The organism is Deltaproteobacteria bacterium, from assembly GCA_029210625.1.
Classification (GTDB): Bacteria; Myxococcota; Myxococcia; order SLRQ01; family SLRQ01; genus JARGFU01.
Map to the genome: position 1 here is coordinate 14,940 of JARGFU010000015.1, position 14,279 is coordinate 29,218.

The window sequence follows — 14,279 nt, forward strand, 5'->3', positions numbered from 1 at the left end:
CCCGGCAGGGGCACCGCGCCCGGGGCTCCCGCTGGCGGCGGACCTCCCGGCAGGGGCACCGCGCCCGGGGCTCCCGCTGGCGGCGGACCTCCCGGCAGGGGCACCGCGCCGGCGTCGGGCGCCGGTCCTCCCCCGGGCAGTGGCACGGCCGCGGTGGGGTTCACCGGGAAGGTCGTGGTGCACTGGGGGCACTTGAGGGTCAGTCCCCCGGGGGGGATCTTCGCCTCGTCGATCTCGTACGTCGCCGGGCAGGACGGGCAGGATACATGCATGGCAAAGGTGCGGCGGACGCAGTTATCGCGCTCTTCCGCCAGATCGGGACGCTACCACCGGCGTCGAGGCGGGAGCAACAAACCCTTGCCCCCGGGGCGCCCAGCGCGGCCCGGACGCCTCGCGGGCCGTTCCAAGGAGAGCGGCCCTGTGGGAGAAACCCGGCCGTGACTCCTTCTTCCCCCGGGGCCCCGGCCCCCGTCGCCATCATCGGCGCCGGCCTCACCGGTCTCGCCTGCGGGCTCGAGCTGGCCGCGGCCGGTCGCGAGCATCGCATCTACGAGGCCTCCGCCACGGTCGGCGGCCTCGCGCGCTCCGAGGTGATCGAGGGCTACACCTTCGACGCCACCGGGCACTGGATGCACCTGCGGGACCCCGAGATCCGCCGCCTGGTCGAGGAGGTCCTCGGGGAGAACAAGACCTGGGTCGAGCGCTCGGCGGCGATCTGGCTGGGGGATCGCTTCGTCCCCTACCCCTTCCAGACCAACGTCTGGGCGCTCCCCCTCGCCGACCGGCGCGACTGCCTGCGGGGCCTCCTGCGCGCGCGCGACCGGCGGGCCGCCGGAGAGGCGCCGCCCCGGACCTTCCGCGACTTCGTCTACGAGAGCCTGGGCGAGGGGATCGCCGAGCGCTTCATGATCCCCTACAACCGCAAGCTCTGGGGGGTCGAGCTCGAGGAGCTCTCCCTGGACTGGATCGGCCGCTTCGTCCCCCAGCCCAGCGACGAGGAGCTGATGCTCGGCTGCCTCGGCCCGCCCGAGGAGGATCGCGGCTACAACGCCCGCTTCCTCTACCCCCGGGAGGGGGGCATCCAGGCCCTCCCCGACGGCCTCGCCGCCCGCCTCCCGGCCTCGCCGCTCCTCTCCACCGCGGTGGTGGCGGTGGATCCGGCGAAGAAGAAGCTCTACCTCGCCGAGGGCAGCGAGGTGCCCTACGAGGCGCTGGTGAGCACCATGGCCCTGCCGCGGCTCGTCTCGATCTGCGAGGGGGTCCCCGACGCGGTCCGGGAGGCCGCCGGGCGCCTGCGGGCCACGCACGTCACCTACGCGAGCCTCGGGGTCCGCCAGCGGCTCCCGCGGCCCACGCCGCCCCACCACTGGGTCTACTTCCCCGAGGAGCGCTTCCCCTTCTACCGGGCCGGCTGCGCCTCGGCGGCCGTGCCGAGCCTCGCGCCCGAGCAGTGCGCCTCCTTTTACATCGAGTTCTCCCACCACGCCGACACCCCGCCCGCCGACGCCGCGGCGATCGCCGAGGCGGGCCTGCGCGAGGTCGGCCTGGTCCACCCCGACGATCCGGTGGAGGTCGCCTCGGTGCGCACCCTGGAGAACGCCTACGTGATCCACGACGAGGACCACGCCCGGGCCCGGGCGGCCGTCCTCGACTGGCTCTCGCCGCTGTCCATCCACTCCGTCGGGCGCTATGGAAGGTGGGAGTACGCCTCCATGGAAGACGCCCTCCTCGCCGGCCGCCACGCGGCCCGCGTGATCCTCGACGAGACCTCGAGCCGATGACGAAGCCGAAGAACGAAACCCCGGAGATCACGATCGTGATCCCCGTCTACAACGAGGCCGGGCTGGTCGTCCCCGCCGCCGAGGAGCTGGTCGAGCGGCTGCAGGCCGACGGCGTCTCCTTCGAGCTGATCCTGGCGGAGAACGGCTCCACCGACGGCACCGCCGCGCTGCTGGCCGACCTCGAGGCGCGCCTCGCGCCGGTGCGCGCGCTCCACCTCGACCGGCCCGACTACGGCGCCGCCCTGCGGATGGGCATCCTGGAGGCCCGGGGCAAGTACGTGGTCTGCGAGGAGATCGACATCTGCGACGTCGACTTCCACCGCCGGGCCCTCTCCCTGCTGCGCGACGACGACGCCGACTTCATCGTGGGCTCCAAGGCCGCGCGGGGCTCGGGCGATCACCGCCCGATCTACCGGCGGGCCGCCACCCGCGTGATGAGCGGGCTGCTCCGGGCCGGCCTCGGCTTCCGTGGCACCGACACCCACGGCCTGAAGGCCTTCCACCGCCTGCGCGTGAGGCCGGTGGTCGAGCGCTGCGTGGTGACCCGGGACCTCTTCGCCAGCGAGCTGGTGATCCGCGCCCAGCGCATGGGCCTGCGGGTGCAGGAGATCCCGGTGGACATCCAGGAGAAGCGCCCGCCCTCGGTGCAGCTGATCCGCCGGGTCCCCGGCGTGTTCCGCAACCTCGGAGAGCTGATCTGGGTGATCCGGGTGAAGGGCGAATGAGCGAGCGCCTCGCCTGCGTCTCCATCGATCTCGACGGGCTCGACTGCTACGCGCGGATCTTCGCCCTGCACCTGCCGCCCCGCGCGGGCCCCGATCCCCTCCACACCGTGGCGGTCCACCGCTTCGGGGAGCTCCTGGCCGAGGCCGACCTGCCGGGCACGGCCTTCGTGATCGGCTCGAGCCTCACCGACTCCCTCGCCCGCAAGGCGATCGCCGAGCTGCACCGGGCCGGCCACGAGCTGGGCAACCACAGCTTCGAGCACGACTACCGGCTCTCGCTCCGCTCGCTCGCCGAGATGCGTCAGGAGGTCGAGGCCGGCGCCGAGGCGATCGCCGGGCTCACCGGCGAGCGGCCGGTGGGCTTCCGCGCCCCCGGCTACAACCTCTCCGCCGGGCTGCTGCAGGCGGTGCGCGAGAGCGGCGCCACCTACGACACCTCCCTCTTCCCCTCGGCGCCCTACCTCGCCGCGCGGGGGCTGGTCCTCGGCGCGATGGCCCTCGGTGGCCGCCCCTCGGCCAGCCACGCGGGGCCGCCGGCCGCCCTCCTGGCCCCGCGGGGGCCCTACCGACCCCACCCCCGCCGCTTCTGGCAGCCGCGCTTCGGCGGGGGAGGCCCCGAGGCGCAGCTGCTCGAGCTGCCGATCACGGTCTGGCCCCTGCTGGGCCTCCCCTTCATCGGGGGCACCCTCACCACCCTGCCCTGGCGGCTGGTGCGGGAGGGCCTGCGGGCCCTGCGCCGGCGCCCCTTCCTCAACCTCGAGCTGCACGCCCTCGACCTGCTGGACCGCAGCGACGGCCTGCCGCCCGAGCTGGCCCGGCGGCAGCGCGATCTGATGGTCCCCGCCCGGGAGAAGGCGCGCCGCCTGCGCGAGGTGCTCGCGTGGATGAAGCGCGATCACGAGATCGTCCGGCTGGATGAGGCCGCCCAAAGGATGGCTTGAGCGCGAGTCGACTTTTCGGGCACTCTTGGTCCTCGAAGCCATGGCCGGAAGGGACCTCACCCGGGCGCTCGTGCCCACCCGCCCCTCTCCGCGCGGAGTGCGCCGCGGCCTTCAGGATCGTCTCAAGCGGAAGATGATCGACTGGACCCTCTCCCAGGGCGGCGACGACCTGGAGGAGCGGGTCAAGAAGCTCCCCTGGCACCAGCTCAACGAGTTCGGGCTCGATCCCTACGGCCTCGATCCCGAGTTCGTGATCGCGGCCATCGCGCCGATCGTCTGGCTCTACCGCAACTACTTCCGGGTCGAGGCCGTCGGCGCCGAGAACATCCCCGACGGCCGGGTCTTCCTGATCGGCAACCACTCCGGGCAGATCCCGATCGACGCGGCGATGGTCGGCATCGCCTCCTTCCTGGAGGCCGATCCCCCGCGGATCATCCGGGCGATGTTCGAGAAGTGGGTCCCCACTCTCCCCTACATCTCCATCGCCTTCGCCCGCCTCGGCCAGGTCGTGGGCACCCCGGAGAACGCCCGCCGCCTGCTGGAGCAGGGCGAGGCCATCCTCGCCTTCCCCGAGGGCGTGCGCGGCATCTCCAAGCCCATCCAGCAGCGCTACCAGCTCGCCGAGTTCGGCCTGGGCTTCATGCGCCTGGCCCTCGAGACGAAGACGCCGATCGTCCCCATCGCCGTGGTCGGCGCCGAGGAGCAGATCATCTCGGTGGGCAACGTGAAGAGCCTGGGCAAGCTCATCGGCATGCCCGCCCTGCCCGTGATCCCCCAGCTGATGGTGCCCTTCCTCGGCTGGCTTCCCCTGCCCACCAAGTACCGGATCTACTTCGGTGAGCCCCTCGAGTTCCGCGGCAACCCCGACGACGAGGACGCGGTGATCGAGGAGAAGGTCCGGGTGGTGAAGAACACGATCCAGACGATGCTGCGGGACGGCCTGCGCAAGCGGGAGTCGATCTTCTTCTAGCCATGAGCGCGGCAACCAAGGACAAGCAGCCCGCGGTGGTGATCACCGGCATCTCGGGCAACCTCGGCCGGACGATCGCCCGGATCCTCCACCGGGACGAGCGGGTGGTCGGCATCGACCGCCGCCCCTTCCGGGGCAAGCCCAAGGACATCGCCCTCCACCGCCTCGACATCCGGCGAAAGAAGACCGGCGACATCTTCCGGCGCGAACCGATCAAGGCCCTGGTCCACATGGGCATCATCCACGACCCGCGCCTCTCCCCCGAGGAGCACCACAGCTTCAACGTGGTGGGTACCCAGCGGATCCTGGAGTACTGCGTGAAGCACGGGGTCAAGAAGGTCATCGTGCTCTCCTCGGCCAACGTCTACGGGCCGGATCCGGACAACTCGAACTTCCTCACCGAGGAGTCGCCCCTGCGCGCCGCCGTGCGCCACGGCGACGTGCGCGACCTGGTCGAGGTCGACATGTACGCCCAGAGCTTCTTCTGGCGGCACCCCGAGGTCGAGACCGTCGTCCTGCGGCCGGTGCACATCGTCGGCCCGAGCGTGAAGAACGCGCCCTCGAACTACCTGCGCCTCAAGCGCCCCTGGCTGATGGCCGGCTTCGACCCCAACGTGCAGCTCATCCACCAGGAGGACGTCGCCCGGGCGATCTGCGCGGCCCTCGAGCCCGGGGTGCGCGGCGTCTTCAACGTGGTGGGCCCCGGCGTCGCGCCCCTCTCCCGCATCCTGAAGATGCTGGGGCGGCGCTCCATCCCGGTGCCCCACTTCGCCGCAGGGCCGATGCTCGAGCGGCTCTGGAAGCTGCGCCTGACCAGCTTCCCGCCCCCCGAGCTCGACCACATCCGCTACCTCTGCGTGGTCGACGGCAGCGCCTTCCAGGCCGCGACGGGCTTCACGCCCTCCAAGACCTTCCTCGACACCGTCCTCTCGGTCGACGGCCCGCGCCTCTGACGAGCGCGGCCGGCGCTACTCGCAGACCGCCCCGGCGGCCAGGTAGTCGCAGTAGCAGGGCCACTCGCTCCCGCCGCCGTCCGCCGTCGGGCAGACGCCGCCGCCCTCGGGGGGCAGCTCCGGGGCGCAGGCCACGGGCAGAGCGTTCGAGGTCCAGCCGCCGTCCGACATCTCGGCGGTGAGGTGATCACAGCAGGCGCCCAGCTCGCTTCGACCCCCCAGGTCCTCGACCAGGAAGTAGCGGGCCTCGGAGGAGGCCACCAGGTTCCGGCTCTCGTCCCAGGCCCAGATCACGAACCAGTAGTCGCCCGGCGCGAGCGGCGGCGCGGTGGTGTTCCAGTCGGGGAGGTCCCGATCGCCGGGCTCGACCCCGTCGTCCCAGTGCAGGCGCCCGACGTCGGAGCGGGTGCCCCCCGTCATCCAGGTCCAGATCGGTGAGGGGCTGACCACGCTCCCCTCCCGCGTGGGCTCGTCGGCGAAGATGGCCGCGTAGACCCGGCGCTGGCCGGAGGGGGTCCAGGTGAAGGCCACCCGGGTCGCGTCGTTCGGGAAGCGATGGCAGCGCAGGGGCTGCTGCAAGGGGATGAGCGAGGTGCCGGCGACGAAGGGGGTCGCGGGCCACCAGGCGTCGTCGAAGAAGGCGCCGAGGTCGCGATCGCCTCCCGAGCCGTCGAAATCCCCCGGCGCGCTGATGGCGCAGCCGGCGAAGACCAGCGCGCAGATCACCAGCAAGTTCACGCAGCGGCGCTCAGATCGCACGGCGCAGCACCCCCATGATGAAGAAGCCATCGATACCTCCTCGCTCCACCGCTCCCACCACCGCGGGGGGTGGCTCGTCGGCCACCGGGATGTCCCGGTCGACGATGTCGTCGATCTTCGGCCCGACGAGCCCGCCGGCCTCGATCGCGAAGCCGATGCGGGAGCGCGGGAAGAAGCGCAGCCCCGCGCCCAGGGTCGCGTAGGCGCCATAGCGCTGCCCGCCGGTCGCCACCAGCCACTCCGGCGGCGCCACCGCGCGGGAGCGGGCCCTCACCCGCATCACGCCCAGCTCGGCGGTGACGTAGGGCCGGGCCCAGACGCCCCCGGCCTCCGGCCAGCGCAGGAGCAGGCCGCCCCGGACGGTGGAGAGCTCGATGCGCTCGGTGTAGTCCCCGAAGAGATCCTTCCAGGTCACCTGGGAGGGGCTCACCCCGGTGGCCAGGCGCAGACCGAAGCCGAAGGTGCCGGAGCGGAAGGCGTAGCCGAGCTGGAGCACCGGGCCGGCCTGCGTGCTCCCGGGGGTGGGCTCGCCCACCGCGGGGTTCTGCTCCGGATAGCTCACCAGGCGCAGGGCCGCGCCGATCTCCAGGGTCTCCTCGGCCCAGGCCACCTGGCGCTTGGAGCGGGGCTTCCAGGTCGCGTCCACCAGATCGAAGGCGGCCCGCCGCGTCAGCTCGAGCACCTCGTCGGCCGAGGCCGAGCCCACCGCCACGTCGCGGAGCACCTGGGCCGTGGTGGCGTCGATGCGCTTGAGGCGCACCTGGGTGACCCGATCGACGTGGATCGAGGAGCCGGTGACGATCTGCTCGGCGCCGAGGGCGCCGGCGATCTGGGTGAGGCAGCCCTCGTCCTCGCAGCCGAGCAGCTGGCGCTGGGCCTCGAGGCCGAGGAGGGAGCGCACGTCGTCCTGGGAGACGACGTGGAAGCGCCCGGTGTCCCGCAGGGCGCCGGCGACCTCCTCCGCGATCAAGGCCGAGAGCTTGGGCGGCGTCCCCCGCGAGAGCAGGTCCATCACCAGCAGGCGGGGGAGCTCCTCTCCCTTGCCCTCCTGTGCACCGGAGGCGGCGGCGGGCGCGCCGGCCAGCGCCAGGAGCAGCGACAGCGCGAGGCACGTGCGGGAGGGTGAGAGCACGAGAAAAAGGATATCGCGTCCCGGGGCGTTTGACACTCGATGGAACCCCTCTCTACGATCGAGGGATGGGAAGCCGGGTCCTCGTCCGCTGGAGTCCTCTCGCCCTCTGCCTCTGCGCGCTCCTCGCACCCTCGGTGCTGGCGCCCTCGTCCGCCTCGGCGCAGGCACGCATCACCAGCAAGCACGCGGCAAAGCTCTCGATCCCCGGCGAGGCCCTCCCCTACATCCGGGTCGGCGCGGCCCGGCCTCTGGCGCTGCAGGTTATCGGGCCCGGCACGCTCACCCTGAACTTCCGCAAGGAGCTGGACGGCCCGCGGGGGCCCACCCTGATCCAGCTGATGCGCAACGGGCGGCAGCTCGCCAAGCTCCGCCTCGCGGCCACGGGGGCCGTCTCCCTGGCCGGCGACGCGGGCCAGGCGGGCGCGCCGCAGAACCGCAAGATCGAGATCCCCGGGGGCAGCCACAAGATCCTGGTGAAGACCCTGGTGCGGGGCCACTACGCCCTGGTCTCCTACGACTTCGTCCTCGACATCGACGAGCTGCCCGACCTCGTCGGGCTCTCCGGCCCGACCCCGCCGGCGCCGCCCGCCGGCGACGACGACCTCGGCGACATCGCCCTGGTCGGCCTCGACGGAACGCCGGTCGGCTCGACCGTGGCGGAGGCGGGCCCGAGCGACGACCTCGACGCGATCCCCCTGGTCGGCCTGACCCCGGATCGAGGAGACGACGACGCCCCGGATCCCGCGAACTCGGACATCGAGCTCGTCGGACTCGTGGACGACGCAGGTCCGGGCGAGACCACGGTGAGCGGCGGCGAGACCGCCGTGGCGGTGAACACGGCCACCTCGGGCACCGAGGTCAGCGTGGACACCTTCAGCGCCAACCGCGGCAGCGGCGCGCTCATCGGCGCCCCCCTCAACCCCGACACGCCGGCCCCCACCCCCAGGAAGCCGGGGACGCTGGTCCTGGGCCTGCGCGGGGTGGCGGCCCGGGTCGGGCTCGGATCGGGCGCGATGGGCGGCGGCCTCGACCTCCTCCTGCGGCTGGGCCTGCTCTCGGGCAAGCTGCTGCTGGGCGTCTCGGTCGACTTCCTCCCGCAGCGGCTCTACCAGCAGCAGCTCCTCACCGGGGGAGCGAGCCAGCGCTTCGACGTCTCGCTCGACGCCCTCCCCATCCTGGCGGGCTTCGTCTACCAGCTCGGCAAGGGCTCCTTGCGCTTCTGGCTGGCTGGCAGCGCCGGCGTGGCCTGGGTGCGGGTGGGCCGGGAGAGTGACACCGCCAGCGCGATCCACCCGGCGGGTGCGCTGGCCTTCGGTCCCGCGCTCCGCCTGGGTCCCGGCCACCTCACCGCGGCGCTGCGGCTGACGGCCAGCCACGGCGGGGTGAAGGATCCGGCGGGCGGCACCGACATCATGAGCGCGGGCACGCTTGCCGGCGCGGGGCTCACCCTGGGCTACGCCCTCGAGCTCTGATCCGGACGGCTACCGCCGGGGTCCCCACCCGAGGGCGGTCTACTTCTGGGACTGGTAGTAGTTGTCGATGATCTGCCGGACCTGGGCGGCGTCCCGGGCCTTGGGCGCGAGCTTCAGGTAGAGCTCGTACTCCCGGACGGCCTCCCGGGCCCGGCCGAGGCTGGCGTAGGCCACCCCGAGGCCCCGGTGGGCCGCGGCGCTGCGTCCATCGAGGAGGATGGCCTTCTCGTACTGCCGGATGGCCTGATCCACCTTGCCCTGCTTGAGGAAGCTGTTCCCGGCCCGGACGTGATCCTTGGCCTTGACCACGGGATCGTCCTCCGCGGCCTCCGGGGCCTTCTCCTCGGCCGGGGGCTCGGCGGGCGGCGGGGGCTTCTTCTCGGCGGTCGCCTGGGGGCTCGTCCCGCCGGCCGGCGCGCTCCCGGTGCGGGTCACCCGCGCCGGCTCTCCCGCGGCCGTCCGGGTCACCCGCTCGCGCCGCTCGGTCCGGCGGGGCGGGGCGCGGCGCTCGGGCTCCTCGGTCTCGGGCGTCTCCTCGGCGGCGGCGCGCTCGTCCTCCACCGGCGCCGCTTCGGCCTCGTCCGCCTCGCCCTCCGCGGGCCCGGCGGCCTCGTCGCCACCCTCGGCGGCCTCACCTTCGGCCCCGGCGGGCGTGCTGCCCTCCCCGGGAGCGGGCTCCACCACGGGCTCCTCCTCCGGCGCCGGATCGGCGGCGGCGGGCGTCTCGTCCCCGTGGAGCGCCTTGCGCAGGGAGACGGGGAGCACCTGGGGGAGGGCGAAGGCCACGATCACGCAGCCGAGCAGGATCACGACCGCGCCGAGGCCGATCCACTTGCCGGCCCCGCCGCCCTGCTCCACGGCGGCCTTGGTGGCGGTGGTGATCTTCGGGCGCGTGGCGCTGGCCGAGGACCGCACCTCGGCGGCGGCCGGAGCGCTGGGCTTCGGCTCGGCGGGGGCCTTCGGGGGCGAGCGCCTGGGCTTCGCGACCGCGATCTCGTCCCGGGTCCCCCCGGCCTGAACGTGGACCCCGTCACCGGTGCTCCCGGAGACCAGCTCGAAGTCTCCGGCGTCGGCGAGCTCGGGGAGCTCGGCCGCCGGCGAGGGCGTATCGACGGTGACCGCCGTGCGGTCGACCTCGCCCTCGGGCGCGAGGCCGGCGGGCGGGATCGAGAGACCGGAGAAGTCCTCCACGGCCACGCCGCCGCCGGCGCCGCTCATGCTGAACGCGCCGGCGGTCGCCTCCTCCACCGGGGGCGGGGCCGGCGGTGGAGGCGGGGGCGCGGTGGCCGCCACCCGGCGGGCCCGGACCGCCTCCACCTCGGGGGAGACCCGGGGATGGAACCAGACCACCGAGACGCCGGCGAGGGAGGTGTCGGGCATCGGCCCGCGAACCTCACCGGGCCGCGGAGGCGCCGCGGCCGCCGCGGCGGGGGGCGCGGGAGGGGGAGGGACGCCGTTACCCGCGGGCGCGGTGGCCGGCGCGGAGGCGGCGGAGGCCGCGGCGGCGGCCTGCTGGGCCATGATCGCCTTGACCTCGTCGGGGATCGCGGTGACCAGGGTGATCGACTCCGGCTGGTCTTCGTCGGCGGTGAGGGCGACCGGCGCCTCGCTGGCGGTGGCCGGCGCGCCCGCCGGCGCGGCTGGCGGCGCCGGGGCCGGCGGAGGATCGAGCGGAGGCTGCGGCGGGAGGGTGACCTCCTCGGTGGAGATCTCGTCCGGGCTTGGCGCCGGCGGCGCCTCGGCGGCCGGCGCTTCGGGCGCAGGCGGCGGCGCCGGGGGCTCCTCCATGGGAACGAGCAGCGCGTTGCACTGCGGACAGGCGTAGGGGACACCCTCGGCGAAGTCCGGCGGCATCGGGAAGTACACCTGGCAGGTGGTGCACAGGCCGTTCATCCCAAGGTTCTCCCAGCGTAGGTGGTCAGCCCGATCGGTTACCGGGTTGGAGCCACGCGTTTGCGCCTCATCAACGGATCGACGATACGGTATGACCTCGGATCGAAGCAACTAAAGCTCATGGAGGATCGCTTGGGCGCCCGGATCGTCATCGGAACCGCCGGTCACATCGATCACGGCAAGTCGTCGCTGGTCGAGGCGCTGACCGGGACCGACCCCGACCGGCTGGCCCAGGAGAAGGCCCGCGGGATCACCCTCGAGCTGGGCTTCGCCCACCTCGACCTGGGGGAGGGCCTCGAGGCCGGCGTCGTCGACGTGCCGGGGCACGAGCGCTTCGTCCGGACGATGGTGGCGGGGGCCGGCGGCATCGACCTGGTGGTCCTGGTGGTGGCGATGGACGAGGGGGTCATGCCCCAGACCCGGGAGCACCTCGACGTCTGCTCGCTCCTGGGCATCGAGCGGGGGGTGATCGCGCTGACCAAGGCCGACCTGGCCGGGAACCTCGACCCCGACTGGGAGGCCCTGGTGCGCGCCGACGTCGAGGAGGCCGTGGCCGGCACCTTCCTCGAGGGGGCGCCGGTGGTGAGGGTCTCGGCCCGCAGCGGCGAGGGCCTCGAGGCGCTCGTGGACACCCTGCGCTCGCTCGCCCGCGAGGTCGGCGGCCGGCGGGACGACGGCCCCCTCTTCCTGCCCATCGATCGGGTCTTCACCCTCGCGGGCTTCGGCACGGTGATCACCGGCACCCTGCGGACCGGCCGGGTGCGGGTCGGCGACACCGTGGAGGTCCTCCCCCGCCAGAAGCAGCCCCGGCAGGTGCGGGTGCGGGGCATCCAGGTCCACGGCGCGGCCGCCGAGGAGGCCCGGGCGGGGCAGCGCACCGCCCTGAACCTGGCCGGCATCGAGACCGCCGCCCTCTCGCGCGGCGAGGTGGTCGCCGAGCCGGACGCACCGGCGACCGGGCACCTCCTGGACGCCCGGGTGCGGCTCCTCGCCACCGCCGGGGGGCCCCTGAAGCAGCGAGCCCGCCTCCACTTCCACATCGGCACGGCGCAGGCGAGCGCCGAGGTCGTCCTCCTCGAGCGCCCAGGCCTCGAGCCGGGCACCAGCCAGCTGGCCCAGGTGCAGCTCGATCGCCCGGTGGCGGTCCTGCCGGGGCAACCCTTCATCCTCCGGGGCAGCCGCATCCTCGAGGGCCGCGGCCGCACCGTCGGCGGCGGCCAGGTGCTCGCCGTGGCGGGCTTCCGCCGCCGGCCCTCCCGCCCCGAGCACGCGCGCTGGCTGGCTCGCCTCGCGGATCCCCGCCTGGAGCAGCGCACCGAGGCCCTCATCCACGCCGCGGGCCCGGCGGGCATCGCCGAGGCGCTCCTGCCCTACCAGGCCGGTGAGGGGCGCCGCGAGATCACCAAGGTGGTCGAGCGCCTGCTCTCCACCGGCGCGGTGATCGTCGCCGAGCCCGACCCCCGCAAGCTCGCCCACCGGGAGGCCCTCGAGGAGCTCGCCGCGCGGGTGCACGAGCGCCTCGAGGCCCACCAGCAGCAGGACCAGACCGGCCTCGGCCTGCCCCTGGCCGAGCTGCAGAGCTCCCTGCCCGGCCCGCCTCCGCCGCGCCTCTTTCGCCGGCTCATCGATCTCCTGCGCGAGGACGAGGCCTACCGGGTCGAGGGAGGCGATCGGATCGCGCTGGCCGGCGGAGGCGCCCGGCAGGAGGACCTCGAGGCCCGGCAGGCGGCGATCCTCGCGTCCCTGGAGGAGGCCGGCCTGGCGCCGCCCCGCCTCGGCGAGCTCGCCGCCCGGCTGGACCTTCCCGAGGACCAGCTGGCGGCGGTACTCTCGCGGCTGACCGCCGAGGGAAAGCTGGTGCGCGTGCGGCGAGACCTCCACTTCGCGACGCGAGCCATCGAGGCCCTCGAGGAGGAGCTCGTCGCCCACCTCGACGAGCACGGGGAGATCACGACCGCCGAGTTCAAGGCCATGACCGGCACCACCCGCAAGCACGCCATCCCCCTGGCCGAGCACTTCGACAACGCGAAGGTCACCCTCCGCAAGGGCGAGGTCCGCGTGCGCCGGGGTCGGAGGCCGGGAGGAGACCCTTGAGCCCCTTCTCCCGCCCCTCCTTCGAGGAGATCCTCGAGAGCCTCCCCGACGCGGTGCTGGTGATCACCGAGGGGTGCATCACCTGGGGCAACGCGGCGTCGCGCTCGCTCCTTCGCCGTGACGCGCTGGCCGGCCTCCCCTTGCGGGAGGTGCTGGCCGAGGGAGAGGACGAGCACCTCGGGCGCCTGACCCGCTTCTGGGAGCAGGGGCTGGGGCTGGAGGGCACCCACCGGATCCTCTTCGTGGACGGGGCGCCGGGCGAGCCGCTCCCCGCCGAGGTGCGCCTGGCCTCGGCCCCCAGCGCGCCCGGCGGCACCTACATCCTCTCGGTCCGGGACGCCCGCCACCCCGCCCGGGTCGAGGGCATCCTCGGTGAGCTGGCCTCCACCGCCGGCAGCTGGGACGCCCGCCTCGACTTCGATCGGCTGATCGATCTCTCCGAGCCGATCTTCCGCACCCTGGGCTGGACGGTGCTCTTCTTCGAGGGCTCCCCCGAGGGCGCCCGGACCCTCCGGATCATGAGCGACCTGCCCCGGGAGCTGCCGATCTGGAACCTGCTGGACGGCCTGCAAAAGGGCGGGCCCTTCACGGCCGAGCAGGTGCCCCTGGTGGCCGAGCTGCTCGAGTCCGGCGAGGCCTGCTTCCTCGACGACTTCCCCCACCGGCTGACCCGCCTCGGGGGCATCGGCGTGCCCCTCGAGAAGGCCGCCGAGGAGGCGGGGATGGCCTACGCGGCCTGGGTCCCCCTGCGCGCCGAGGGCGAGCCGCACCGCCTGGTCGTGGTGGTCGCCCGCGACCTGACCGAGTACGACTTCCTGGTCGTCCGGCTCTTCGCGGCGCAGGTCGCCAACTCCCTGCGCATCGGCCGCCTCCAGCGGGAGCTGGTCCACCGGGAGCGCCTCGCCGCGGTGGGCGAGATGTCGGCGGTGCTCGCCCACGAGGTCCGCAACCCCCTCGGGGTGATCTTCAACGTCGTCGGCGGTCTGCGGCGGAGGCTCAGCGACGAGCCCACCCTCCTGCGCCTGGTGGAGATCCTCGCCGAGGAGAGCGAGCGCCTGAAGATCCTGGTGGGAGACCTGCTCGACTACTCCCGCCCCTACACCCCCGAGCTGCAGCCCGTGGACCTGCCCGCGCTGATCGACGCCACCCTGGCCGGCCTCGACGCCGTCGACGAGGAGGGCCTCGGGGAGCGCGAGCTCGTCCGCGACTTCCCCGAGCACCGGGTCGAGGCCGAGCTGGATCCCGAGCTGCTGCGCCGGGCGCTGGGCAACCTCTTCCTCAACGCCTTCCAGCACACCGCGGCGGGGGGGCGCATCGAGCTCTCCCTCACCGTCCGCGGCGGCGACCTCCACCTGCGGGTGCGCAACGACGGACCGGCCATCGAGGAGGAGCACGCCCCCAAGATCTTCCGGCCCTTCTTCACCACCCGGCCCCGGGGGACCGGCCTGGGTCTGGCCGTGGCCCGCCGGATCGCCGAGGATCTGCGCGGGGAGCTGGTGCTGGAGTCGAACGACCCGGTGTGCTTCCGGCTCTCTCTCCCGCTGAAGCAGAGGTGATCG

12 protein-coding genes are annotated in these 14,279 nt (G+C 73.7%); 8 read left to right on the forward strand and 4 right to left on the reverse strand.

Features of this window, described 5'->3' with window-relative positions; genetic code table 11:
- The coding region (locus P1V51_15060; protein MDF1564361.1) for a zinc-ribbon domain-containing protein at window positions 1-272 on the reverse strand (272 nt) is incomplete at its 3' end.
- 165 nt (window positions 273-437) lie between these two features.
- Between P1V51_15060 and P1V51_15065 the strand changes: the two genes are divergently transcribed.
- From P1V51_15065 to P1V51_15085, 5 genes are all read left to right on the forward strand, one after another.
- Complete coding sequence (locus P1V51_15065; GenBank protein MDF1564362.1) at window positions 438-1,781, forward strand: FAD-dependent oxidoreductase; 1,344 nt, start codon at window positions 438-440, stop codon at window positions 1,779-1,781.
- A complete protein-coding gene (locus P1V51_15070; GenBank protein MDF1564363.1) occupies window positions 1,778-2,506 on the forward strand; it encodes a glycosyltransferase in 729 nt (242 codons plus the stop codon). Before P1V51_15065 ends, P1V51_15070 begins: the two co-directional genes overlap by 4 nt.
- The gene (locus P1V51_15075; GenBank protein MDF1564364.1) at window positions 2,503-3,447 is read left to right on the forward strand and encodes a polysaccharide deacetylase family protein; all 945 of its coding nucleotides are present in this window, start codon (window positions 2,503-2,505) and stop codon (window positions 3,445-3,447) included. Before P1V51_15070 ends, P1V51_15075 begins: the two co-directional genes overlap by 4 nt.
- 133 nt (window positions 3,448-3,580) lie before the next feature.
- The gene (locus P1V51_15080; GenBank protein ID MDF1564365.1) at window positions 3,581-4,417 is read left to right on the forward strand and encodes a lysophospholipid acyltransferase family protein; all 837 of its coding nucleotides are present in this window, start codon (window positions 3,581-3,583) and stop codon (window positions 4,415-4,417) included.
- A 2-nt stretch (window positions 4,418-4,419) separates the two neighbouring features.
- Entirely contained in the window at window positions 4,420-5,370 is a 951-nt protein-coding gene (locus tag P1V51_15085) for an SDR family oxidoreductase (GenBank protein MDF1564366.1), read from the forward strand.
- Window positions 5,371-5,385: 15 nt separating this feature from the next.
- On the opposite strand, the gene P1V51_15090 is transcribed toward P1V51_15085, so the two are convergent.
- Window positions 5,386-6,129: a hypothetical protein gene (locus tag P1V51_15090; GenBank protein ID MDF1564367.1), complete on the reverse strand. Its 744-nt coding sequence runs from the start codon at window positions 6,127-6,129 to the stop codon at window positions 5,386-5,388.
- Window positions 6,119-7,261, reverse strand: coding sequence for a hypothetical protein (locus tag P1V51_15095; protein MDF1564368.1), 1,143 nt, complete (start codon window positions 7,259-7,261; stop codon window positions 6,119-6,121). The genes P1V51_15090 and P1V51_15095 overlap by 11 nt, the downstream gene beginning before the upstream one ends.
- A gap of 65 nt (window positions 7,262-7,326) precedes the next feature.
- On the opposite strand from P1V51_15095, the gene P1V51_15100 reads away from it, so the two are divergent.
- Window positions 7,327-8,733, forward strand: a complete 1,407-nt coding sequence (locus P1V51_15100) for a hypothetical protein (GenBank protein ID MDF1564369.1) — start codon at window positions 7,327-7,329, stop codon at window positions 8,731-8,733.
- 39 nt (window positions 8,734-8,772) lie between these two features.
- Here P1V51_15100 and P1V51_15105 read toward each other — a convergent pair whose 3' ends face one another.
- Window positions 8,773-10,626, reverse strand: a complete 1,854-nt coding sequence (locus tag P1V51_15105; protein MDF1564370.1) for a tetratricopeptide repeat protein — start codon at window positions 10,624-10,626, stop codon at window positions 8,773-8,775.
- A gap of 120 nt (window positions 10,627-10,746) precedes the next feature.
- Here P1V51_15105 and selB point away from each other — a divergent pair, with 120 nt between their 5' ends.
- Together selB and P1V51_15115 are read left to right on the forward strand one after the other, a co-directional pair.
- Complete coding sequence (selB, locus tag P1V51_15110; protein ID MDF1564371.1) at window positions 10,747-12,720, forward strand: selenocysteine-specific translation elongation factor; 1,974 nt, start codon at window positions 10,747-10,749, stop codon at window positions 12,718-12,720.
- Window positions 12,717-14,276, forward strand: coding sequence for an ATP-binding protein (locus P1V51_15115; GenBank protein ID MDF1564372.1), 1,560 nt, complete (start codon window positions 12,717-12,719; stop codon window positions 14,274-14,276). Before selB ends, P1V51_15115 begins: the two co-directional genes overlap by 4 nt.
- Window positions 14,277-14,279 lie beyond the last annotated feature (3 nt).